The organism is Neobacillus sp. NPDC093127, assembly GCF_044754175.1.
Taxonomy (GTDB): domain Bacteria; phylum Bacillota; class Bacilli; order Bacillales; family Cytobacillaceae; genus Neobacillus.
The window spans coordinates 120,861-142,766 of record NZ_JBIVOP010000007.1; the positions used below are offsets into that span (position 1 = coordinate 120,861).

General features: G+C 37.8%; 21 protein-coding genes. 11 read left to right on the top strand and 10 right to left on the bottom strand.

Going from position 1 to position 21,906, the window contains the following annotated elements; translation table 11 throughout:
* Nucleotides 1–49: 49 nt before the first annotated feature.
* Complete coding sequence (locus tag ACIQCO_RS12000) at nt 50–1,669, bottom strand: ABC-F family ATP-binding cassette domain-containing protein (RefSeq protein ID WP_400428726.1); 1,620 nt, start codon at nt 1,667–1,669, stop codon at nt 50–52.
* 187 nt (nt 1,670–1,856) lie between these two features.
* Between ACIQCO_RS12000 and ACIQCO_RS12005 the strand changes: the two genes are divergently transcribed.
* Nucleotides 1,857–1,991, top strand: a complete 135-nt coding sequence (locus tag ACIQCO_RS12005; protein WP_400428728.1) for a hypothetical protein — start codon at nt 1,857–1,859, stop codon at nt 1,989–1,991.
* Nucleotides 1,992–2,049: 58 nt separating this feature from the next.
* Here the strand turns inward: ACIQCO_RS12005 and ACIQCO_RS12010 are convergent, their stop codons facing one another.
* Nucleotides 2,050–2,652 (bottom strand): SCO family protein, encoded by a 603-nt coding sequence (locus ACIQCO_RS12010; protein ID WP_400428729.1) that lies wholly within the window; start codon nt 2,650–2,652, stop codon nt 2,050–2,052.
* 138 nt (nt 2,653–2,790) lie between these two features.
* On the opposite strand from ACIQCO_RS12010, the gene ACIQCO_RS12015 reads away from it, so the two are divergent.
* From ACIQCO_RS12015 to ACIQCO_RS12025, 3 genes are all read left to right on the top strand, one after another.
* Nucleotides 2,791–3,186, top strand: coding sequence for a CidA/LrgA family protein (locus tag ACIQCO_RS12015; RefSeq protein WP_400428731.1), 396 nt, complete (start codon nt 2,791–2,793; stop codon nt 3,184–3,186).
* Complete coding sequence (locus ACIQCO_RS12020) at nt 3,170–3,847, top strand: LrgB family protein (RefSeq protein WP_400428733.1); 678 nt, start codon at nt 3,170–3,172, stop codon at nt 3,845–3,847. Before ACIQCO_RS12015 ends, ACIQCO_RS12020 begins: the two co-directional genes overlap by 17 nt.
* 370 nt (nt 3,848–4,217) lie before the next feature.
* A complete protein-coding gene (locus tag ACIQCO_RS12025; RefSeq protein WP_400428735.1) occupies nt 4,218–6,146 on the top strand; it encodes an endonuclease MutS2 in 1,929 nt (642 codons plus the stop codon).
* A 44-nt stretch (nt 6,147–6,190) separates the two neighbouring features.
* Here the strand turns inward: ACIQCO_RS12025 and ACIQCO_RS12030 are convergent, their stop codons facing one another.
* Nucleotides 6,191–6,322, bottom strand: coding sequence for a hypothetical protein (locus tag ACIQCO_RS12030; protein ID WP_400428736.1), 132 nt, complete (start codon nt 6,320–6,322; stop codon nt 6,191–6,193).
* Between the two features lie 62 nt (nt 6,323–6,384).
* On the opposite strand from ACIQCO_RS12030, the gene ACIQCO_RS12035 reads away from it, so the two are divergent.
* Nucleotides 6,385–6,588 carry a cold-inducible protein YdjO-related protein gene (locus tag ACIQCO_RS12035; protein ID WP_400428738.1) on the top strand — a complete coding sequence of 68 codons (204 nt, stop codon included), beginning with the start codon at nt 6,385–6,387 and terminating at the stop codon, nt 6,586–6,588.
* A gap of 69 nt (nt 6,589–6,657) precedes the next feature.
* Here the strand turns inward: ACIQCO_RS12035 and ACIQCO_RS12040 are convergent, their stop codons facing one another.
* Both ACIQCO_RS12040 and yhfH read right to left on the bottom strand, forming a co-directional pair.
* Entirely contained in the window at nt 6,658–6,843 is a 186-nt protein-coding gene (locus ACIQCO_RS12040; protein WP_400428740.1) for a hypothetical protein, read from the bottom strand.
* A 119-nt stretch (nt 6,844–6,962) separates the two neighbouring features.
* Nucleotides 6,963–7,100 carry a protein YhfH gene (gene yhfH, locus ACIQCO_RS12045; RefSeq protein WP_007086707.1) on the bottom strand — a complete coding sequence of 46 codons (138 nt, stop codon included), beginning with the start codon at nt 7,098–7,100 and terminating at the stop codon, nt 6,963–6,965.
* Nucleotides 7,101–7,380: 280 nt separating this feature from the next.
* Between yhfH and ACIQCO_RS12050 the strand changes: the two genes are divergently transcribed.
* From ACIQCO_RS12050 to ACIQCO_RS12060, 3 genes are all read left to right on the top strand, one after another.
* Nucleotides 7,381–9,534, top strand: a complete 2,154-nt coding sequence (locus tag ACIQCO_RS12050; protein ID WP_400428742.1) for a PAS domain S-box protein — start codon at nt 7,381–7,383, stop codon at nt 9,532–9,534.
* Nucleotides 9,535–9,699: 165 nt separating this feature from the next.
* Nucleotides 9,700–11,739 carry a formate dehydrogenase subunit alpha gene (fdhF, locus tag ACIQCO_RS12055; protein WP_400428902.1) on the top strand — a complete coding sequence of 680 codons (2,040 nt, stop codon included), beginning with the start codon at nt 9,700–9,702 and terminating at the stop codon, nt 11,737–11,739.
* Nucleotides 11,740–11,928: 189 nt separating this feature from the next.
* Entirely contained in the window at nt 11,929–12,759 is an 831-nt protein-coding gene (locus ACIQCO_RS12060) for a LysM peptidoglycan-binding and 3D domain-containing protein (protein ID WP_400428744.1), read from the top strand.
* Nucleotides 12,760–12,808: 49 nt separating this feature from the next.
* Here ACIQCO_RS12060 and ACIQCO_RS12065 read toward each other — a convergent pair whose 3' ends face one another.
* Both ACIQCO_RS12065 and ACIQCO_RS12070 read right to left on the bottom strand, forming a co-directional pair.
* The gene (locus tag ACIQCO_RS12065) at nt 12,809–14,107 is read right to left on the bottom strand and encodes an MFS transporter (protein WP_400428746.1); all 1,299 of its coding nucleotides are present in this window, start codon (nt 14,105–14,107) and stop codon (nt 12,809–12,811) included.
* 215 nt (nt 14,108–14,322) lie between these two features.
* On the bottom strand, nt 14,323–15,828 hold the full coding sequence (locus tag ACIQCO_RS12070; RefSeq protein ID WP_400428748.1) for an MFS transporter: 1,506 nt from the start codon (nt 15,826–15,828) through the stop codon (nt 14,323–14,325).
* Between the two features lie 405 nt (nt 15,829–16,233).
* On the opposite strand from ACIQCO_RS12070, the gene ACIQCO_RS12075 reads away from it, so the two are divergent.
* Together ACIQCO_RS12075 and ACIQCO_RS12080 are read left to right on the top strand one after the other, a co-directional pair.
* Nucleotides 16,234–17,571, top strand: coding sequence for a TrkH family potassium uptake protein (locus ACIQCO_RS12075; RefSeq protein ID WP_400428750.1), 1,338 nt, complete (start codon nt 16,234–16,236; stop codon nt 17,569–17,571).
* A gap of 30 nt (nt 17,572–17,601) precedes the next feature.
* Nucleotides 17,602–18,255, top strand: coding sequence for a potassium channel family protein (locus ACIQCO_RS12080; RefSeq protein ID WP_400428751.1), 654 nt, complete (start codon nt 17,602–17,604; stop codon nt 18,253–18,255).
* Nucleotides 18,256–18,307: 52 nt separating this feature from the next.
* Here ACIQCO_RS12080 and ACIQCO_RS12085 read toward each other — a convergent pair whose 3' ends face one another.
* Together ACIQCO_RS12085 and ACIQCO_RS12090 are read right to left on the bottom strand one after the other, a co-directional pair.
* A complete protein-coding gene (locus ACIQCO_RS12085) occupies nt 18,308–18,511 on the bottom strand; it encodes a hypothetical protein (RefSeq protein ID WP_400428753.1) in 204 nt (67 codons plus the stop codon).
* A 63-nt stretch (nt 18,512–18,574) separates the two neighbouring features.
* On the bottom strand, nt 18,575–18,763 hold the full coding sequence (locus tag ACIQCO_RS12090) for a hypothetical protein (RefSeq protein WP_400428755.1): 189 nt from the start codon (nt 18,761–18,763) through the stop codon (nt 18,575–18,577).
* Between the two features lie 419 nt (nt 18,764–19,182).
* On the opposite strand from ACIQCO_RS12090, the gene ltaS reads away from it, so the two are divergent.
* Complete coding sequence (gene ltaS, locus ACIQCO_RS12095; protein ID WP_400428757.1) at nt 19,183–21,141, top strand: lipoteichoic acid synthase; 1,959 nt, start codon at nt 19,183–19,185, stop codon at nt 21,139–21,141.
* Nucleotides 21,142–21,224: 83 nt separating this feature from the next.
* Here the strand turns inward: ltaS and ACIQCO_RS12100 are convergent, their stop codons facing one another.
* A complete protein-coding gene (locus ACIQCO_RS12100) occupies nt 21,225–21,701 on the bottom strand; it encodes a hypothetical protein (RefSeq protein WP_400428759.1) in 477 nt (158 codons plus the stop codon).
* Nucleotides 21,702–21,906: the final 205 nt, after the last annotated feature.

Consider the following 21,906-nt stretch of genomic DNA (forward strand, 5'->3'; position numbering starts at 1 on the left):
GAAAAAGGCACCCTGAGAGTTAAAAATCAGGGCGCCTTTTTCTGTTCTATTACTGATACATCTCTGCAACTTGTTTTTGAACATCTGCATTTTCAAGGTATTCATCATAAGTCATTTGCTTATCAACTAAGCCATTTGGTGTTATTTCAAACACGCGGTTGGCAATGGTTTGAATGAATTGATGGTCGTGTGAAGCAAACAATAATGAGCCTTTAAAATTGATTAATCCATTATTGAGAGCAGTAATCGATTCTAAGTCAAGATGGTTAGTTGGTTCATCAAGCAGTAACACATTCGCGCCGTTTAGCATCATTTTGGAGAGCATGCAGCGAACTTTTTCTCCCCCTGAGAGGACGCTTGCTTTCTTCAACACTTCTTCCCCGGAGAAGAGCATTCTTCCTAAGAAGCCCCTTAGGAAGCTTTCGCTATCATCCTTTGGAGAAAACTGGCGAAGCCAATCTACAAGGTTGAGCTCGCTGTTTTCGAAATACTCGGAGTTATCCTTAGGAAAATAAGCCTGTGTAGTGGTAATTCCCCATTTGAAAGTTCCAGCATCGGCGTCCATTTCACCCATTAGGATCTTGAAAAGTGTCGTTTTGGCAGCCTCATTGGTCCCGACAAGCGCAATTTTGTCACCCTTATTCATTGTAAAACTAATATTATCAAGGACTTTTACACCGTCAATTGTTTTTGTTAACCCATCCACTCTTAATAAATCGTTTCCTATTTCACGATCTGGTGTAAACCCAACAAAAGGGTACCGGCGTGAGGAGGGTCTTATATCATCAAGCGTTATTTTATCCAACAATTTCTTACGCGATGTTGCTTGTTTTGACTTAGATGCATTTGCGCTAAAGCGGGCAATAAAGGCTTGCAGTTCCTTTATTTTTTCTTCTTTCTTTTTGTTCGCGTCAGATGTCAGTCTTGTGGCTAACTGGCTTGATTCATACCAGAAATCATAGTTGCCGACATAGACTTGGATTTTTCCAAAGTCCAAATCAGCGATGTGCGTACAAACCTTATTTAGGAAATGACGATCATGGGAAACAACAATAACGGTATTTTCAAAATTAATTAAGAAATCCTCAAGCCATTGAATGGCTTTGATGTCCAAGTGGTTTGTCGGCTCGTCGAGAAGCAGCACATCAGGTCTGCCGAATAATGCCTGGGCAAGCAAGACTTTCACTTTTTCTGAGCCGGAAAGGTCAGCCATTTTTTTATCGTGAAGGTCTTCGCCAATTCCAAGACCTTTTAATAGAATGGCAGCCTCTGGTTCAGCTTCCCAGCCATTTAATTCAGCAAACTCACCCTCAAGTTCGGCTGCTTTCATGCCATCTTCATCTGTAAAGTTTTCTTTCATGTAAATCGCGTCTTTTTCCTGCATGACTTCGTAAAGTCTTGTATGACCCATGATAACGGTTTTTAAGACTTCAAATTCCTCATATTCAAAATGGTTCTGTTTTAAAACAGCCATCCGTTCATTCGGTCCAAGTTGTACTGTTCCGGTTTGCGCTTCAATTTCACCGGATAAAATTTTCAAAAAAGTTGATTTTCCGGCGCCATTTGCGCCGATAAGGCCGTAGCAGTTCCCAGGCGTAAATTTAATATTTACATCTTCAAAAAGCTTTCGGTCTCCATATCGTAAACCTACATTACTAACGGTAATCATATTTAAAACATCCTCCAAAAAACCATATTGCCATATATTATACCATGAAAATAGAAGAAGAGCGAATTCCTTTGTGACTTTCCTTTCTGCAAAGAAAAAATTTTTTAAAAATTTTTTCCATATTCACACTTTATTCATAATTTTGGTGTAGAATTGTTTTAAAGAAGTCTTAAAGAGGGTGAAAAGTATGGCAAAAAAACAGCTTACTGAACTCGTTAACAAGTTAAAAAAAGCAGGTATCAAAGCGAGTTTAACCAAACCAAAGTCCAATTACCTTTTATCTTTACAGCAAATTAAAAAATTTCCTTCATCCGTGAATTAAATAAGAAAAATTGGTAATTAAAAGCGATTGATCCAAGAGACTAACCGCTTTTTTTTATTCACCTAATTTTCCCCATTATTTTGTTGTAGACCTCTTGTTTATTAAAGTCTTTTCCCATTGGAAATTTCGCTACAAATTTATTGTTATGATCTACTAAGTAAATAAAGGTGGAATGGACAAACTGCCCATTTCCCGGGTCTTTGTATTGAAATTGCAAGGCATCCGTTACCTGGTTAAGTTTGCTTAGGTCCCTTTTAATATTTTTCTTTTCCCCAGTTAAAAACATCCACTGATTGTCATTGTTAATTCCGAATCCTTGCATATAGCCTTGAAGACTCTCCGGGGTATCACGATAGGGGTCAATGGTAATCGTGATAAATTCAATATCCTTACCGAAAACGCCGCTTTTTACTAAATCCTTTTTCAAGTCCACCATCTTTTGTGTGGTGGTTGGGCAAATGTCTGGACAATGGGTATAAATAAATTCAATTAGCTTTAATTTGGTCTTATCCTTACCAAAATTATAGGTATCGCCATTTTGGTTAATTAAGCTGACATTTGCTGGTATTGCCGCATTAGCATCCCGAATGAGAAAGAAAGAAATTCCTCCGGCAACTCCTAAGAACACGGCAAGACTGCAAATGAGATAGATTTTTTTCATTACCAACCCTCCTACAAATAAGATAAAGAAGTTTTTTGAAAAATGATATGGATATTCTGTGAACAAACATAATGCATCTGATTTGTCATTCATTTATACTTGTTATTAGTTGTAATTTTGGGAAGACAGGTGTTAACCATGATAAGAAAGCTAGGGAAATTTTTGATACAAATGTTGATTCTTATTGGTATTTATCAGGTGGGCAATCTAACGGTACAGATTTTCCATTTGCCGATCCCTGGTAATGCCAGCGGAATTATTATTCTTTTCTTCTTGCTTTGGCTGCGTGTCATTAAGATTGACCAAATAGAAATGGCGGCTGGCTGGCTGCTAAAGCATTTAGGCTTCTTTTTTATTCCGATTTCGGTAGGATTAATGACACTAGGGCCGGCGTTAATAGATAAAGGCTTATCGTTACTTCTTGTTCTTATCGTCAGTGCTTTTATTGGCCTTTTAGCTGCAGGAAAAGCAACGCAAGCAGTCATTATGAAAAAAGAAAAGGAAAAAGTGAACTACCATGATCACGCTTTATAGTATTCTTTTAACCGTATCTGTCTATTGTTTTGCCCGCTTTTTAGCAGCAAGATATTCTTCTCCGATAACCAGTCCGGTATTTATAAGTACGATCATCATCATTTTTATATTAGTTGCTTCAAATGTTTCTTTTGATGAATACATTCCAGCAAAAAACATCATGACCTATTTGCTTGGGCCCGCAACAGTTGCACTTGCGGTACCTATTTACAAAAATCGGCTTTTGTTTGCAAAATATTTTGGAGCGGCCATGATGGGGATATCAATCGGAATTGCGACCACGATAACATCGGCCATTCTATTGGCAAAATTCTTTCAGTTTCCGAAAGCATTTACGCTTGCCTTAACCGTAAAATCGATTACCGTTCCGGTCGCAACGGAAATTGGGAAGATCATTCATGGAAATATCTCCTTAATCGCTGCCTATGTGATAATAACTGGAATGATTGGCGCGATGTTTGGATCAAACCTCTTGAATCTGTTTAAGGTTGATCACCCATTTGCCCGGGGGCTGTCAATCGGGACGATTGCCCATGGTATTGGAACGGCCGAGGCTGTAAAGGAAGGGGAGATACAAGGAGCAGTTGCAGGTGCAGCCATGGGGATTGCGGCTGTATTTACGTCGTTTATCATCCCCTATCTTATTCCTTTATTATTTTAATCGAGGTTCGCATTTCAATATTGACAAATGGTTCCAAATATCATAAACTTTAGAAGAATTTAATCTTTCTTGTAAGGGAGTTTGTTTTATGTCTGGTGTCGTTCTTAACTAATCCAATCAATTGGATAGGTTCATTCCGGTTAACCTCGTTTTTTCTAGATTGAACGGGGGCTTATTAAGCTATGGAATGAAGTTAAGAACAATGGGCAAGCATAAGCATACATCCTTTTACCAATGTAGCTGTGTACACTCGTGTAGACAGTTTTATTTTGGTTAAATTTGAGTATGAAAATGAGTGAATCCACTCATATCCTTTAGCCGCAATGACATTGTTCATTGCGGCTATTTTTAATTTCAGGAGGAAAATAAAATGAACCAGCACACCATAAACATATTGGAATTCAATCAAATAAAAGAACAAATCGCACAATTTGCCTTAACAAAAGAAGGGAAAACAAAAATCGGGTGCCTGACACCTTCTACCAATAAAAGGCAAATAGAGGCTTGGCTTGATGAGGTTTCGGAGGCGGTTGAGATATTGAAAAAGAGTGCGAGTGTTCCTGTACATGGGTTGGATGGGATGGGACAGCTGATAGGGAATATGAATAAAGGTGCTGTGCTTAGACCAGATCAGTTGACAAAGTTTTATGATTTTTTGGATTGCTGCGGCAAGATGCGCCGCTTTATGAATGATAAAGTTTACTATGCTCCCAGAGTGTCTGCCTATATAGATGCAATTGATGAATTACCGGAGTTAGCAAGTGAAATCATCCGCTGTATTCGAAATGGCAGAGTGGATGATTATGCGAGCAAGGAGCTATTAAAAATAAGAAAGCAAATAGCCATACTTGAGGAACGGCTGAAAGAAAAAACACTGCAACTGATTCGCTCGAATAAATATAAATCCTTTCTGCAGGAAAATGTAGTCAGCCAAAGAAATGGACGTTATGTTATTCCGATTAAGAAGGAGTTTCGCAATAAACTAAAAGGAACGGTGTTAGATACTTCGGCTTCCGGTTCCACTCTGTTTATTGAGCCTGAAGAAATCGCCATTTACCAGGACCAGTTAACATGGTCCGTTGCCGATGAAGAAATGGAAGTGCAAAAGGTTTTGAGTTACTTAACCGGTTTAGTGGAGGAAAAGCAACAGCTGATCCACCTAGCAATGGAAACAATGATCCATTATGACTTCCTATTTGCAAAAGCAAAGTATTGTCGTTTTATTAATGGATCTAAGGTGGGTATTAATGAAGCAGATGAAATTAACTTGATTCAAGCGAGGCATCCGCTATTAGGAGAAAAAGCTGTGCCGTTATCACTCCGGTTAAGTAGTGAGCAGCAGGCGTTAGTCATTACTGGACCGAATACAGGAGGTAAAACGGTAACAATTAAAACGGTCGGTCTATTAACATTAATAGTCCAATGCGGTCTTCATATTCCTGCAGCCGAACAAAGTACCCTTTGTATCTTTGAGAAAATACTGGTGGATATCGGGGATGGACAGAGTATTGCCGAAAATTTAAGTACGTTCAGTTCAAGAATTGTCAATATCATTGAAATCTTGCAGGATACTACTAACCGGACATTGGTTTTATTAGATGAACTTGGGTCAGGAACGGATCCCGGGGAAGGAATGGGACTGGCGACAGCGATACTGGAAACCCTTTATGAAAAAGGAGCAGCCATCCTGGCAACAACACATTATAGTGAGATTAAAGACTTTGCCGAAACACATCAAGGATTTATAAATGGTTCGATGGAATTTGATTTAAATACACTTAGTCCAACCTATCGTTTGAATATAGGCAGAGGTGGGGATAGTCAGGCATTTGCTATCGCTCTAAAGCTTGGGATTCACCCGAAAATCATTGAGAGAGCCCATCAGATTACTTATAAGGAAGAGATACAGTATACAACGGGAGTAATAGATACTTGGCAATTGAAGGAATTAGAAAAACAAGTGATGGTCAATAAATACAAGGACCGTAAAAGGGACACAAACAAAACCGACATGAAAATGTCAATGTTTCACCAAGGTGATAATGTAAAGATCCCGTCAACAAATGAGTTTGGAATTGTTTATTCCGGTCCAGATACCCTTGGAAATTATCTTGTCCAGATTAAAGGCGAGAAAGTTTCAATCAACCATAAAAGGATTACGCTATATATCGCGGCCAATGAGCTGTACCCTGACGATTATGATTTCGACATTATTTTCCAAACGAAAGAAAACCGTAAGAAAAGCAAACTTCTTTCTAAAGGACATGAGGAAAATATAACGATAGATTATAATGAATAAGGAAAAGAAAGCTGGAACTTTTGTGAAGAAGTTCCAGCTCTTTATTATTTCTCTTTCATATATTTTTTAGCAATTATCGCTTTTACTTCATTATAGCTTAATCCAGACTGGCTGTTTAACCGTTTGACCTCTTCAATATCAGTTCCTACTACGGTATATCTTGTTTTATTTTTCATTTTTAAATTCCTCCAAAGTTAAAATGGTTTCCGGAAATGAAAAGGGACTTTTTGGACATACTATGAAAAAGGAGGCGGTTCTCATTTTTTATGGTAAACGTAAAGAAGAGGAAATTGAAGTAATACTGGTGGATACTGAAATCTATTCATGTATGGATCATTCGTGTATCGGTTGGATGAGAAAAGATTTTGTTGCAGATGACTTACTTTGCCCTATGTGCGGCAATGAAATGATGCATGAAATAAGAGAGCTTCCGAAAATTTAACAACGGGATAAAACAAAGGACTGTCACTGGGAAATGGACAGTCTCTTTTTTACTCCAAAAATCAAACTGCTATAGATTTTCGTTCTGCTGTCCAATTTCATCGCCTGCAATTATTGTGTTCGCTTCTTCAAGCAATTTATGTTCATCCACTGAATCCCCGGCAATATTTTTTAAATTAGGAAAAATAGCACCATTATTTATTGTCACGTGGGGTTCTCGTGGAGCAGTTGTTAAATAATCTTCCTTTTTCGCCATTCCCATCATCTCCTTTACTAAAGGTTTTGCTTTTAAGGCAAGGATTATCCCTGGCTAATCCTATTCAAAAAGGAAAATACCATGAAAAAACTCTCCATTACGGAGAGTTTTTTCAAATATTACTCTTCTCTTTTAGATAAACAGCGATCGCATTCCATTAAATAACTTTCCGCTTGTTCCTCCATAATGTGCTGACCACATTCTGGACATTCTTTCTTTGGCAAGTTTCTAAAAAATTCAACCGGACTCATTAACATAAAAAACTCCCCCTTTATTAATACAGTTTATTTCAACCACCGTTGTTATAGTACAGTATAAACAAAAAACACAAAATTGTGTAGACATTTTTCTGAAAAAAACAAAAAATTTTAAAAAATAAGTCTTTTATCCCAAAAACCGCTAAAGAGTAATTTTATTTATCATTAATATATAGCACTAAATAAATTTTCATTTCCTATTGATTTTATACTTCCATAACATTCTTATTTACATTACAATCATAGTAGAAACAGATAAGGGAACGGGGGATGCTGGATAATGAATGCATTGTTAGGAGCTTTTCATCCATATTTTATTATTATTGCTATCGGCTTAACCATCATGGCATCATATACAGCATTAGATATGTTTACCTTAATTAGAACATCCGACCAAAATAAACGGCTATTGTTCCTTGGTGGTACATTCTCAATGGGCATTGGAATATGGGTAATGAATTTTATGGGGCTGATTTCCGCCGATACAGACCGATTTGCCAGCTACCACATACCCCTAACGATTCTTTCCATTTTTATGGGGGTAGCTTTTACAGGAATGGCCTTTCTTTCGCTTTATGCTAAAACAATTCGATTTTACCATTTACTTGTCGGCAGTTTATTTTTAACGTTTGCCGTTATTGCGATTCAAGTAATTGGACTTTATGCGATGAACTTAAATGTAAAGTACAATATACCTTTATTTACTTTTTCGGGGTTGTTAATCGCCGGGTCATTTTTATTTTCTTTATGGATTCTTTTTTCCTCAAAAAGCTACAATCAAAGTCATCAGGCTTGGTTAAAACCTATTAGTGCCATTATCATGTCGGCAGCTATTGTCGAAGGACATTTCTTGTTAAAAAGGGCCACTGTAACAACAAGTGAAGTGCTAAAAGAATCAAACACAGAAAGTCCCTTTTTTATTTATTTAGTCCTATTTGTTTCAGTTTTAATTATTGGCGGTCTCATTGTATCGAGTACTTTAATTAGTAAGCAGTTAGCGGCGACAGATACAAATTTAAAGGACATTAAGGCAGCGCTTGATGCGTCAACAATTGTTGCGATTACAGACCCTAGTGGAACAATCATCTATGTGAATGATAAATTTGAAGAGATTTCAAAGTATAAACAAGAAGAAATTATCGGAATGAATCATCGGATATTAAATTCAGGGCATCATTCAAAGGAATTCTTTAAGGACCTATGGAAAACGATCCAATCCGGAAAGATTTGGCGCGGAGAAATTCGTAATAAAGCAAAGGATGGATCATTTTATTGGGTTGATACCACGATTGTTCCTTTTTTGAATAAAAAAGGAAAACCAATCCAATATATTGCGATTCGGTCGGATATCTCTGACAGAAAAAGGGCAGAGGGGCATCTAAAGGAAACAATTAAAGAGAATAATGATATTAAATTTGCCCTTGATCAATCCTCGATCGTAGCCTTTACGGATGCAAGAGGAAAGATTACCAATGTTAACGACAAGTTCTGTGAGATTTCCAAGTATAGTCGTGAAGAAATACTTGGGAAAGACCATAATATACTCAATTCAAGGTACCACTCAAAAGACTTTTTCAAAACCCTTTGGAAGACGATTGGTGAGGGAAATGTATGGAAAGGCGAAATTAGAAATAAGGCAAAGGATGGGACGTATTATTGGGTGGATACAACAATTGTTCCCTTTTTAAATGAACAGGGAAGGCCTTACCAATATTTAGCCATTCGTAATGACATTACGGAGCGGAAAAAAACAGAGGAGGTCCTGCACCGCCAGGATAAGCTTGCCGCCGTTGGGCAATTGGCAGCAGGTGTCGCCCATGAAATCCGCAACCCGCTTACCTCAATGAAAGGATATACGGAATTCTTACAGCTAGATGAAAATGATCCAGAGCGGCAGGAGTTTTTGAATATCATTCTTGATGAAATTGAACGTGTTAATACAATCGTTGAGGACTTTATGGTATTAGCAAAACCAAAGGCAGTCGAATTAGAAGAAAAGAATGTCATTCCTGTGATTAAAAATGTTGTTTCTCTGCTTGAATTTGAAGCGCGCAAGAAGAATGTGCGCTTGTCATTTGACTGTGATCATGAAATTATCCAGATTGAATGTGATGAAAACCGCTTAAAGCAGGTTTTTCTAAATTTTATTAAAAACGGAATCGAAGCGATGCCAAATGGCGGGGACCTGCACGTTAAAACATTTATTCACGATAATAAGGTGCAAATCTCGATTCAGGATTCAGGGGTTGGGATACCGAAGGAAAAATTACAGAAGCTCGGGGAACCGTTTTTCACGACCAAGAAGAACGGGAATGGTTTAGGATTAATGGTTAGCTTCAAAATTATTGAAAGTCATAATGGTAAAGTATTTGTTGAAAGTGAGCCAAATAAAGGCACAACCTTTAATATATTACTGCCAGCAAAAATTGCTTAAAAACGAGAGGGTCCCTCTCGTTTTTTTTATATCCAAATTAATCCTTTTTAAAAAAGACAAAATATTTTCGAAAAAGGAATCTACAAATGGAATAAATAGATTAATATGGTTATATAGGTATAAAAGTATTAAATAGGAGGGAAAGAAGTGGCTGAAGCAAATTTTGTGAAAACAATCTGTGGATACTGTGGTACTGGATGCGGCTTAGTCCTAGAAGTCCAGGATAATAAAATTATGAAGATCCGCGGGGATAAAGAAGCACCGGTGAACAAAGGACAAACCTGTGTAAAGGGTGCATTTGCCTATGAATATGTCCACTCAAAAAATAGATTAACATCTCCACTAATCAGAAAAGCTGGTCAGCTAGTGGAAACAACATGGGAAGAAGCCTATCAATTCATTGCCAATAAATTATCCGCAGTTAAAACAACATGGGGTTCAAACGCAATAAGTATGTTTGCTTGTGCAAGAAGTACAAATGAATCCAACTTTATTACGCAAAAATTTATGAGAACCGTCATTCACAGCAATAATATTGATGGATGTAACCGAACGTGACATGCTCCTAGCGTTGCCGGTCTGGCAACTGTTTTTGGAAGCGGTTTCCCTACGAATACTCTTGAAGATTTTGATAAGGCAGAAGTATTGCTTTTAATGGGTTCGAATACGACAGAAGCACACCCAATTATCGCTAATCGGATGAAAAAGGCCGTAAAATCGGGTCTTAAAATCATTGTCATTGACCCAAGAAAAATTGATATGGTAAAAGTGGCCCATCGCCATTTACAAATCAATGTAGGCTCAGATATTGCGCTAATTAATGCGTTCATTCGCGTCATCCTGAAGGAAGGCCTTTACAATCAGGAATTTATCGAGCAATTTACAATCGACTTCGATAAATTAGCAAAACAAGTTGAGCCGTATACACCGGAAGCTGCCGCGGCAATAACCGGCTTAAAGGCGGAAGATATTATAGCAACAGCAAGGGAATATGCGAGTTCGAGCAGTTCAATGATAGCCTATACACTGGGTATTACCGAGCACCATTGTGGTGTGAACAATGTATTTGATATTGCTAATTTAGCCTTATTAACTGGGAACATCGGGAAAGAAGGAACGGGGATTATGCCGCTTCGGGGACAAAATAATGTCCAAGGAGCAGGTGATATGGGCTGTTTACCAAACCAATTGGCAGGTGCAATGAGCCTGGCAAATGATGAGTTCCGAGCTCGATACGAAAATGTTTGGAAGGTAGAGCTGAATCCACAAGCTGGTGACACACAAACCCGTACTTTTGATCGTTTAGAAATGGGCGAGTTAAAAGCTCTTTATATAATTGGTGAAAATCCACTGCTTGCCGATGTAAATATGAATCATACGAAAAAGTTATTTGAAAAGCTCGATTTGTTAATCGTCCAGGATATTTTCATGACGGAAACGGCTAAGATGGCCGATGTTGTTCTGCCTGCTCGTTCATGGGGAGAGGTAGAAGGAACCTATACGAACACTGATCGCAGAATCCAACGCGTTCGCAAAGCAATAGAAGCCCATCCTAATACAAAAGAAGACTGGGAAATCCTTTGTGATCTTTCAACAATGATGGGCTATCCGATGCACTATCATAATAGTGAGGAAATCTGGGATGAGGTTAGAAAGCTTGCCTGGGAGATGTACGGCGGCATTTCCTACGAGCGGCTGGAAAAAGAGTATAGCATCCATTACCCTTGCCCTGATGAAAGCCACCCAGGAACATTTATTATGCACGAAAGGTTCCATAACAAGCAGCCAGTTGTGAAGAAGTCCCCATTTGTCCCTGTGGACTATACGGAACCATTAGAATTGCCAGATGCAGAGTATCCATTTACATTAACAACTGGACGCCGCTATGAATCCTATAATACTCATACACAGACCCGCCATTATGCAGCAGGGGTCAAAGTGAAACAAACGGAGGAAACCGTCGATATCCATCCAGAGGATGCAGCTGTACTAGGGATTACGAACGGAGATGTGGTACAGGTTCGTTCGCGAAGAGGAGAGCTCGAGGTGAAGGCAAAGGTTACAGAACAAGTGGTGCCTGGTCTTGTCTTTATGAGTTTCCATTGGAGTGAAACGCCTACGAATGTGTTAACCTTAAATGAATATGATCCTATTTCCGGGACTGCAGAGTATAAAGCCTGTGCAGTTGCGATTTCGAGGGTATAAAGAATCTAAAGAATAGTGCAGGAAGTAATTTCCGCACTATTCTTTTTTAAAAACTATTTTGTAGCCGAGAAATATTATTGTAATATAATTGCCATTCTTGTAAACGAATTAACATCCCCCTGTTCTTTGTTTCAGAAAAATCCATGTTATCATTGCTACAGTTAGCGTGAAATCATGGGAGGTAAGGAAATGATTAAAAAAATTAAAGCATTCATTGCTGTGGCTGCACTCTCAGGAACTGTAGGTGCTAATGTACAAGCTGCAGAGGTAACCGTGGAAAAAGGGGACACCCTCTGGGATCTTTCTCAAGAACATCATACTACTGTGGAAAATATTCAAAAATGGAATCATCTTTCGACAGCTCTTATTCATCCGGGAGATGTTTTAACAATTGCGACAGAAAAAAATTATACGGTCCAACAGAAGGATACTTTATGGGATGTGGCCGTGAAATATGATGTGTCAGTTAATCAAATTAAAGAATGGAATAAATTAAATACAGACCTGATTCATCCAGGGTTAAAGCTTGTCATCTATGATGAAAAAGCTAATAATGTTAAAAATGCGGAGTCAGCACCAGTATCCAAAAAGAGCAATACCAACCAAAGTGAAACTGGCCGTGCTGAATCTTCTTCCCAAGCGGCGGCTGCGACAAGTGAGAGCAAAAAAACCGCAGCAAAAGCAGCTGACAGCGTTAGGGAATCTGCCCCAAGTGGTAATAACTACTCAAAGGAAATTACTGTAAAAGCAACCGCTTATACAGCTTCTTGTGAAGGATGTTCCGGCACAACAGCAACCGGTGTTGATTTAAATGCTAACCCCGATGCAAAGGTCATTGCTGTTGACCCATCTGTCATCCCGTTAGGAAGTAAAGTATATGTAGAAGGTTACGGTCCTGCTATCGCCGCAGATACAGGGGGAGCGATTAAAGGCAATCGAATTGATGTGTTTCTCCCTGAAAAACAAGACGCTTTAAATTGGGGTAATAAACACGTGACTGTAAAAATATTAAATAACTAATCAAAAAACCTGCCTAAACGTTTAGGCAGGTTTTTTTGATAAAACTTTTTTACGCTTGTTTTGCTAATGTTCTTGCAGCTGTTGCTTTCCGTTGGTAGAAGAACCAGTTAAGTCCAAAAGCAATTACATAGAACCCGATAAAGAAGTAAAATGCGGTAACAGGTGTACCGGTTGTTTTAACAGACCATCCGAAAAGCTTTGGAATGAAGAAGGAGCCGTATGCCGCGAATGCTGCTGAAAATCCGATTACAGGTGCTGCTTCTTTTGGAATAAAGATGTTTGGAATCATTTGGAATGTTGATCCAGAGCCGATGCCAGATGCAAGGAAAAGGACTAAGAAAGAAATTAAGAATCCGGCGAATTGTTTGCCATTTAAGAAATATATAACCCCTGCTGCTCCAATGCCCATGATCACTAAAACATATGCTGTTACCCTTGCACCGCCTAGTTTGTCAGCCATCCAACCGCCGACTGGTCTTGCAGCAGCTGCTAATAAAGCGCCAAGGAAGGCAAGTGAGATGTATTCAGGAAATTGAGATTTTAATAACAGCGGGAATGCCGCAGAATAGCCAATGAATGATCCAAAGGTTGCCACATAAAGGGCAGTCATAATCCAAGTGTGTTTACGTTTCACAATCACGAATTGATCTGCTACCGTTTGTTTTGCTCCGGGAACATTATCCATCTTAAACATTGCAAGGACTGTCATAATGACAATCGGAATGACCCAAATAAATGCTGCGTTTTGTAAATATACTGCCTGACCGTTTGCTAATACTTGTTTGCCGCCTACTAGTGCGAAAGTTCCTGAAGTAATAATTAATGGTGTGACGAATTGGACAACAGATACACCCATATTTCCTAAACCGCCGTTAATTCCTAAGGCTGTTCCTTTTTCCTTCTTAGGAAAGAAAAAGCTAATATTGGCTGAAGATGATGAAAAGTTACCGCCGCCAAGGCCACAAAGGGCTGCCAGCAAAAGCATAATAGAGAATGGTGTTTCTGGATTTTGAACGGCAAAACCGATTCCGATTGCTGGAATTGCTAAAACCGCTGTCGAGATTACTGTCCAGTTCTTACCGCCGATAGATCCGACAGCGAAGGTATACACAAAGCGAAGTGTTGCCCCTACAAGACCTGGTACTGCTGCTAGTGTGAATAGTTGTTCATCGGTAAAATGAAAACCGATATCGTTAAGTCTGATTGCTACTACTGACCAAATTTGCCAAACGATAAATGCGAGCATTAAAGATGGTACAGAGATCCATAAATTTCTTCTTGCATGTTTTTTTCCTTCTGCGTTCCAGAACTTTTCATCTTCTGGATTCCAATAATTAATTCGGGCCATGATTGTTTCCCCCTATATGGTTTTTAGTTTTTAATTTACAAGTTGCTGTTGTTTATGATGTTACTATAAACCACATGGTAACATGATTTTTGTGACGTACGTCACAAAAATGGTGAAGGATCTGTGAACTCAAGTTAATTGACAAAAAGTTGTAATATTTATCTTTTAAATCAAAAAAAAGAGATCTTCTATGGGAGAAGATCTCTCGATTGATATTAATTTTTCTTTGAGTTTTCGGTTTCTTCGTTGAACATTCCAACATAATTTTTTGTTTCCCCTGCGTCATCTTTGATGGCTGTAATTGTTAACCACTCTTTATATATTTCATTATTTTTGCGTTTATTCCAGATGTAGCCTTCCCACATTCCTCTTGATTTTAGACTTTCCCACATTTTTTTATAAAAATCATTGTCATGTTCCCCAGATTGAAGGACACTTGGTGTTTTACCGACTACTTCCTCTTGGCTATACCCGGTTATTTTTGTGAATGCCGGGTTGACACTTTGAATAATCCCATTGACATCAGTAACGCAAATACCGTCAACAGCATGGTTCACTATTTTAACGGAAATGTCGAGCTTGTCTTGATAGTAAAGCCAAACAACGATGACAAGGCTTGCAAGTGAGAATTCAGATAGAGACATAAAACCAATCGCATAATGTCCAGTCCAATTAAAGAGTATCGTTAAAATGATTGGCGGGAAAAAACCGCCAAGACCACCCATTGCGGCAACGATACCATTGACAATCCCCGCTTGTTTTGAAAAATATAATGGAACTAACTTAAAGATGGCCCCATTTCCAATCCCTGCGAAGAAGGCAACTATTAAACAGCCAAAAGAATATATCGGCAGCGATGGTGTGAACGAAAGCAGGAAGCCTGCAAAGGTAAGGCTGAAAAACACTGCCATAAGAATAAGAAAAGGATTAATTTTATCACCAAGCCATCCGCCTACTGGCCTAAAAAAAGTAGCAAGAGCAATGAAACCCGCTGTTCGTAAGCCGGCATCGACCTTATCTAATTCAAAATGATTAACTAAAAACGAAGGCAGATAAATGGTAAATGCAACAAAAGAGCCAAATGTGATGAAATAAAATAAACTTAAAAACCAAAGTTTAGGATTTTTATAAACCTGCTTAAAGCTTGCCAAAAAGGAATTTTTTACTTTATGTTCTTTTTTGTCCCCGAATAGGAAATTTATGATGACAAAAATTAATACAACAATTAGATATATCTTTATCGTCGTTCTCCATCCAATGGAATTAGCGAGTACCGGGGCAGAAAAAGATGTAATGGCTGTCCCGATATTACCTGCACCATAAATTCCATTGATAAAGCCATGACGAGCTTTCGGATAATATTTCGGTAATGACGTGACCCCGATGGAAAAAACTGCCCCGCCAATTCCTAGTATGAATCCGCCTAGTATCAGCATGAAAATCGAATTTGCATAGCTAATAATGGCAATCGGCACAAGCAAAATAATAAAACTAATCGTAAATAATATTCTGGCACCATAACGATTGGCCCAAAAACCTATTGGAACCCTGAGCAGTGAGCCAAGGATAACAGGTACTGCCGTCGCCCAGGCAATTTGCGTGGTAGAAAGGTTAATATCCTCTTTAATAAAAGGCATTAGTGAAGAAATAAGTACCCAGACCATAAAGCCAGCTACAAGACTACCTGTTTGAATAAAAAGCTGTTTTGTTCCTTGATTCATTTTCATCCCCCCATTTCCCATTTCCTCTTAATATTTCCTTAACAAATCGTTATGTAGATAGCTATTGAATCTTCATTAATTTACCCTTTTTTCTTGACTTGTGTCATAGCTCACGGAAAAAATCAGTAAATTGTTTTATAAACATATGAGAAATTTTCCACGTAATATCATGATAACAATTTTTATTTACATCCATTTAGTTGAGTAGTATATTTTTCCTGTAATGACATTTCCCGCTATAGTATATCGAATTTTAACAAAAAGAGAAATAGAATGAATGGAAAAAAGGGCCAGTCGACAAAAAATCCTAAATATTTAGGGTTTCATTGGGAAAAGTACAATAGACAATCCCTTTATTTACGCATTAAATTATTGCCAAAATAATGAAAGGGTAGGAAGGAAATTATGCAACGAAAAAAGTATTATCTGGATCCTCCTAAGATTCTAGTATTGGGATTTGCCGCGATTATTTTATTGGGCAGTTTATTATTAACATTGCCAGCTTCAACTGTGAATGGACACGGATTATCATTCCTAAACGCCTTATTTACTGCCACTTCGGCTACCTGTGTTACAGGTCTTGTAGTAGTGGATACAGGTACCACTTTTACGTTATTCGGCCAATTAGTTATCCTATTTATGATCCAAATTGGCGGGCTTGGTTTTATGACGTTCGCTACGCTTTTTGCCTTTTTATTAGGAAAGAGAATTTCACTAAAGGAAAGAATTTTGCTGCAGGAATCATTAAATAATCTTTCAATGGAAGGAATTGTCCGGTTAGCTAGAAGGATTTTAATTTTTACTGCTGTGATTGAATTTGCAGGGGCAGTCATTTTGGCTATTCGTTTTTCATTTGACATGCCACTTGGAAAAGCAACTTATTTCGGAATTTTCCATTCAATTTCAAATTTTAATAATGCAGGATTTGATCTTTTTGGTCATTTTCAAAGCTTGACTACTTATGTCGATGACCCAACAGTTGTATTAACAATTTGTGCCATAATTACCTTTGGAGGAATTGGATTTATCGTCATGAATGAACTTTATGACTACCGACATTCTAAACGCTTGTCCTTGCATACAAAAATTGTCTTGGTAACAAGTGGATTTTTGTTAATAGGCGGTACGATTGGTATCTTTTTATTAGAATTTTCGAATGAAAAAACCTTAAAACCATTAACTTTTTCAGGAAAAATACTGGGGGCGCTCTTCCAATCCGTTGCTGCCAGGACAGACGGTGCCAATACGCTGAATCTTAGCGATATGACCCAATCTTCATTATTGTTAATTGTGTTATTAATGTTTGTCGGTGCTTCTCCTGGTTCGACTGGCGGTGGTATTAAAACAACGACCTTTACTACATTAATTGGAGCAGTTTGGTCACAAATACGAGGAAAAGAAGATGTTATTTTTTATCGGCAAAGAATCGGTTATGAAACGATTTACAAAGCATTGACCGTTACATTTAGTGCCTTGTTTCTTGTTATGACGATTACGCTGTTATTAACGATTACGGAGCGGGGGACGGATTTCTTAAGGCTTGTCTTTGAAGCTACGTCTGCATTTGGCACTGTTGGTTTATCAATGGACTTGTCCCGCGAATTATCTCCTTTTGGAAAAGCATTAATTACCTTTACGATGTTCGCGGGCAGGGTAGGGCCATTAACAATTGCCTATGCTGTAACAATTCGTAGAAATCCGGATTCATTCCGATACCCTAAGGGTAAAATAATGATTGGGTAGGTTTTAACATCAAGGGGGCTCGATGAAAAAATGGCTAACCAATACGCAGTAATTGGTTTAGGTAGATTTGGGCTAAGTATTGCCAATAAGTTATTTGAATCTGGCCAAGAAGTACTTGGGGTGGATGTGAATGAGGAACGGGTGGAAGAGTCCCATCCGTATGCAACCCATTCGATAATTGCAGATTCAACAGATGCTGAGGCATTAAAATCGATTGGGATTCGAAATTTTGATACTGTCATTGTGGCGATAGGAAATGATATCCAAGCGAGCATCCTTAGTGTTTTGCTTTTAAAGGAGCTGGGTGTTAAAAAGGTGATTGCCAAGGCTCTAAACAAGCTTCATGGCCAAGTGTTAAAAAAGGTAGGAGCGGACTGGGTTGTTTTTCCTGAAAGGGATATGGGCATTCGAGTTGCTCATCAGCTTTTATCACCCAATGTTTTGAATTTTATTGAGATATCAAAGAATTATAGTGTGGAGGAAGTGAAAATTCCAGATCGGATGTTGAATAAAACCTTAAGGGAGCTTGACTTAAGGGCTAAGTATAATTTGAGCGTTATTGCCATTCGCCATGAAGATGAAATTAATATATCGCCGTCACCGGATAAAAAAATTGACCATGGGGACGTCCTGGTCGTGATAGGGGAAAATCGTGATCTCGAACGATTTGCAAATCTTAAATAAACTTAGGGAACAACAACAAAAAAATAAAAGGCAGGATAAGTTTCCTGCCTTACTACATATCTTCGTTTTCTTTTTCGATATCACTTGGCTGCGGCTGTTCTTGCGAGACAATACTCCCAAGGACCTCTCTGTTATGACTACTTGCATCTTTTCCAGCGCCCGGTGCGATATTCGCCATTGGAAGCTGTTCTAATTCTTTCCCTCTAGGCATTTCCTCACTCCTTTTTCTTACCTTATCCATTACAATGAATTTCAATTCATTTGGTAACAACGTAGTGAATTGTAACTGCTTTCTTCTATTATATATATATATTTCAATTTAACGATTGTAAGGATAATCAATTTCCACTCCATTCAAGGATCCTGGGTCCTCTAGGTCTTCAAGGCTGTTTAGATAATTTTCCAACTCTATTTGTAGTTCTTTTGGTGCTCCGTCCTTTAAATGCCAATTTCCAGGCTCATCAACAAAATACGGGCTCTTGGTAAATTCAGGTCTAATTCTCGGCATACTTCAATCCCCTTTCAGAACATTTTTCTCCATTGCGATTATACTATCCAATCTTTATTACTATTATTAGCTTGTTCCATTTATTTGTAAAAATAAGGCTAATTTCATATTGCATAGAAAATGGTTCAGGTTTATGATAATTAGCAAATGAATATTAGGTGAAACTATTTAGTAATTTCAACGTCTTATATTAATGAGGATTGAAACAGCATGTCCACAAAGGACCACCCGAAAAATATGTCAAAACGTCATCATGAATATTTGTTTTAGTCGAATTAACAAGAATATTGACATAAATTATTGCTGTACATAAGACAAATAATGGCATGATTTATGTTTTTATTTTTTATTAAAATATGTTATAGTAGTTGAGGTTCGTTTACCGAAGCTTAATTGGTAAGTGAGAGGAGAATATAGAAATGAATAAACTAAGATTGCCTAAAAAATTAAACAATAGTCATATTACGTTTTTTGCAATTGCCGTAGTTTTATTTTGGATCAAGACCTATACGGCATATCAAATTGAATTTAAACTAGGAATAGATAATAGCCTGCAGAAATTTCTGTTATTAATTAACCCATTGAGTTCAGCACTATTCTTTTTCGGACTCGCCCTGCTGTTTAAGAAGCGTACAAAGCTGGTCATGATTATCATCAATTTCGTTTTATCGTTCTTATTGTACGCAAATATAGCCTATTATCGTTTCTTTAATGATTTCATTACAGTACCTGTTTTAATGCAAACAAAAACAAATGCTGGTCAGCTTGGAGACAGTGCTCTATCTTTAATGTCTCCGTTTGACATTTTTTATTTTACCGATTTCATTATATTAATTGTATTAGCATTAACCGTTTTTAAGAAGGTTACGGTAACGAACAGAAAATCATATAAAATCGTCCTTTTGTTTGCCATCACCACATTTTTATTTAATCTAGGTTTAGCGGAAAAGGACCGTCCACAGTTACTTACACGTTCTTTCGACCGAAATTATTTAGTTAAATATCTTGGTGCTTATAACTTTACGATTTATGATGTAATTCAAAACATTAAATCTTCGAGTCAGCGTGCATTAGCTGACAGCAGCGATATTACCGATGTTGAGAACTATCGGAAAGCTAACTATGCAGCACCAAATCCAGAATACTTTGGTAAGGCAAAAGGAATGAACGTAATTTATATTTCAATGGAATCCTTCCAAACCTTTATGATTGACTATAAATTGCCTGATGGCCAAGAAGCAACACCGTTTTTAAATTCCTTGGCCCATGATAATCAAACCTTTTATTTTGAAAACTTTTACCATCAAACAGGACAAGGGAAAACATCTGATGCTGAATTCTTGATGGAAAACTCATTATATCCAATGGGTCAAGGTGCTGTATTCGTTAACAAAGCTCAGAACACCTTCCAAGCTGCACCTGCAATTTTAAAAGGCCTTGGCTATAATTCCGCCGTCTTCCACGGTAATTACAAAACGTTCTGGAACCGCAACGTGATGTATAAGGCTTTAGGGTATGATCAATTTTTTGATGCAGATTATTATAGCATGTCAGAAGAAAATACAAAGAACTATGGAATGAAGGACAAACCATTCTTTAAAGAGTCAATGCCGATGATTGAAGGTTTGAAACAGCCTTTCTATACAAAGTTCATATCATTATCGAACCACTTCCCATTTGCAATGGATCCGGGAGACACAGATTTTCCTGCAGGTGATTTCGGGGATACGGTGGTAAACCAATATTTCCAATCAGCCAATTACATGGATCAAGCATTTGAACAATTTTTTAATGATTTAAAAGCTAATGGTTTATATGATAATACTGTGATTGTGATGTACGGTGATCACTACGGTATTTCTGAGAACCATAATGAAGCAATGGCAAAAGTGCTTGGTGTTGACGAAATTACACCTGATATCAATGCAAAATTACAGCGCGTACCATTATTTATCCATGTTCCAGGTGTTAAAGGCGGCGTTCAGAAGCAAGTGGGTGGAGAAGTGGACGTACGTCCAACAGTTCTTCATTTATTAGGTGTTGATACAAAGGACTATATGGAGTTTGGTTCAGACCTATTATCTAAGGACCATCGAAATTGGGCTTTATTCCGAAATGGTGATTTTGTGTCTTCAGATGTCATTCAGATTAAAGATAAGTGCTACTCATCTGAGACAGGCGAATTACTGGAAAATACTGAATCATGTAAGGATATTTCTGAAAAAGTGAATATTGAGCTGCAGATGTCCGATGAAATCGTCTATAAAGATTTGCTCCGTTTCTACAAACCAGAAGGGTATACACCTATTAATCCTGATAATTATAATTATTTAGGCCCTAAAGGAAACAAAGGGGTAAAATCCACCGGAAATAATTAAAAACAGAGAGAAGATTAATTCTTCTCTCTTATTTTTTGATACTAAAAAAAGGCTGTGCTGACACTTCCAGCACAGCCTTTTGACTATTTTCGAGTAAAGCCCTCTTCCTGCAAAAACGCTTCTGCTTCCCCGTATGTATCAAAGCTGGCATCGAGGTTTAATCCAAAATAGATATTCCAGCTTTCATTTTCATTTAATAGTATTAACTGATTGTCTTCACCGTCAATCCAGCGTTCTTCCGAAGAATCTCCAATAATTGCTTCCTCAGATGCCGTTTTTTCAATTGGTGACAAGCCTTGAATTGCTGATTTTAGTACTGCTCTGAGTTGGTCGGCAGAAAAGTCGCGGATATTTACCAAACCCTTTTCGTCTGTTTCATAATTCCCTGTCTTTCCAGCATAGACAAAGCCATTTCCATTTGGATGTAAATGATAAACAATATTTTTTTTATCCGAAATACTATTAGGGAATTGAAAATTAACGCGGCCGAGAGAAACATTCTTTCTTTCTAATTCCGGGAACGATTCGATAATGGCTAATTTCTCATTAAATGTAAGCATAATTTCCTCCATCTTTAAATATGAACATTCTTATATCATACAGATTTTACCCTCAAACATACAACTTTATTTTTTTACAGTGATTTTTTTAGAGAAAATCTTGAAAATATTTGACGGTAGTGTAAAATTACACTATAGAGGAAAAAACAGACAGTTGCTTAATGAAGGCAAGGATCTGTTAACTATTAAAGGGTTGAATGTGGGA

Bases quoted from the DNA above. Each gene is read 5' to 3' on its own strand.
- ACIQCO_RS12030 (WP_400428736.1), bottom strand. From the start codon at position 6,322: ATGAAAAATAAAACAAGATATACCGTAGTAGGAACTGATATTGAAGAG.
- ACIQCO_RS12005 (WP_400428728.1), top strand. From the start codon at position 1,857: ATGGCAAAAAAACAGCTTACTGAACTCGTTAACAAGTTAAAAAAAGCA.
- ACIQCO_RS12065 (WP_400428746.1), bottom strand. From the start codon at position 14,107: ATGGCCCGAATTAATTATTGGAATCCAGAAGATGAAAAGTTCTGGAAC.
- ACIQCO_RS12040 (WP_400428740.1), bottom strand. From the start codon at position 6,843: ATGGCGAAAAAGGAAGATTATTTAACAACTGCTCCACGAGAACCCCAC.
- ACIQCO_RS12000 (WP_400428726.1), bottom strand. From the start codon at position 1,669: ATGATTACCGTTAGTAATGTAGGTTTACGATATGGAGACCGAAAGCTT.
- ACIQCO_RS12050 (WP_400428742.1), top strand. From the start codon at position 7,381: ATGAATGCATTGTTAGGAGCTTTTCATCCATATTTTATTATTATTGCT.
- ACIQCO_RS12025 (WP_400428735.1), top strand. From the start codon at position 4,218: ATGAACCAGCACACCATAAACATATTGGAATTCAATCAAATAAAAGAA.
- ACIQCO_RS12060 (WP_400428744.1), top strand. From the start codon at position 11,929: ATGATTAAAAAAATTAAAGCATTCATTGCTGTGGCTGCACTCTCAGGA.
- ACIQCO_RS12075 (WP_400428750.1), top strand. From the start codon at position 16,234: ATGCAACGAAAAAAGTATTATCTGGATCCTCCTAAGATTCTAGTATTG.
- ACIQCO_RS12015 (WP_400428731.1), top strand. From the start codon at position 2,791: ATGATAAGAAAGCTAGGGAAATTTTTGATACAAATGTTGATTCTTATT.
- ACIQCO_RS12070 (WP_400428748.1), bottom strand. From the start codon at position 15,828: ATGAATCAAGGAACAAAACAGCTTTTTATTCAAACAGGTAGTCTTGTA.
- ACIQCO_RS12080 (WP_400428751.1), top strand. From the start codon at position 17,602: ATGGCTAACCAATACGCAGTAATTGGTTTAGGTAGATTTGGGCTAAGT.
- yhfH (WP_007086707.1), bottom strand. From the start codon at position 7,100: ATGTTAATGAGTCCGGTTGAATTTTTTAGAAACTTGCCAAAGAAAGAA.
- ACIQCO_RS12010 (WP_400428729.1), bottom strand. From the start codon at position 2,652: ATGAAAAAAATCTATCTCATTTGCAGTCTTGCCGTGTTCTTAGGAGTT.
- ACIQCO_RS12100 (WP_400428759.1), bottom strand. From the start codon at position 21,701: ATGCTTACATTTAATGAGAAATTAGCCATTATCGAATCGTTCCCGGAA.
- ACIQCO_RS12020 (WP_400428733.1), top strand. From the start codon at position 3,170: ATGATCACGCTTTATAGTATTCTTTTAACCGTATCTGTCTATTGTTTT.
- ltaS (WP_400428757.1), top strand. From the start codon at position 19,183: ATGAATAAACTAAGATTGCCTAAAAAATTAAACAATAGTCATATTACG.
- ACIQCO_RS12090 (WP_400428755.1), bottom strand. From the start codon at position 18,763: ATGCCGAGAATTAGACCTGAATTTACCAAGAGCCCGTATTTTGTTGAT.
- ACIQCO_RS12035 (WP_400428738.1), top strand. From the start codon at position 6,385: ATGAAAAAGGAGGCGGTTCTCATTTTTTATGGTAAACGTAAAGAAGAG.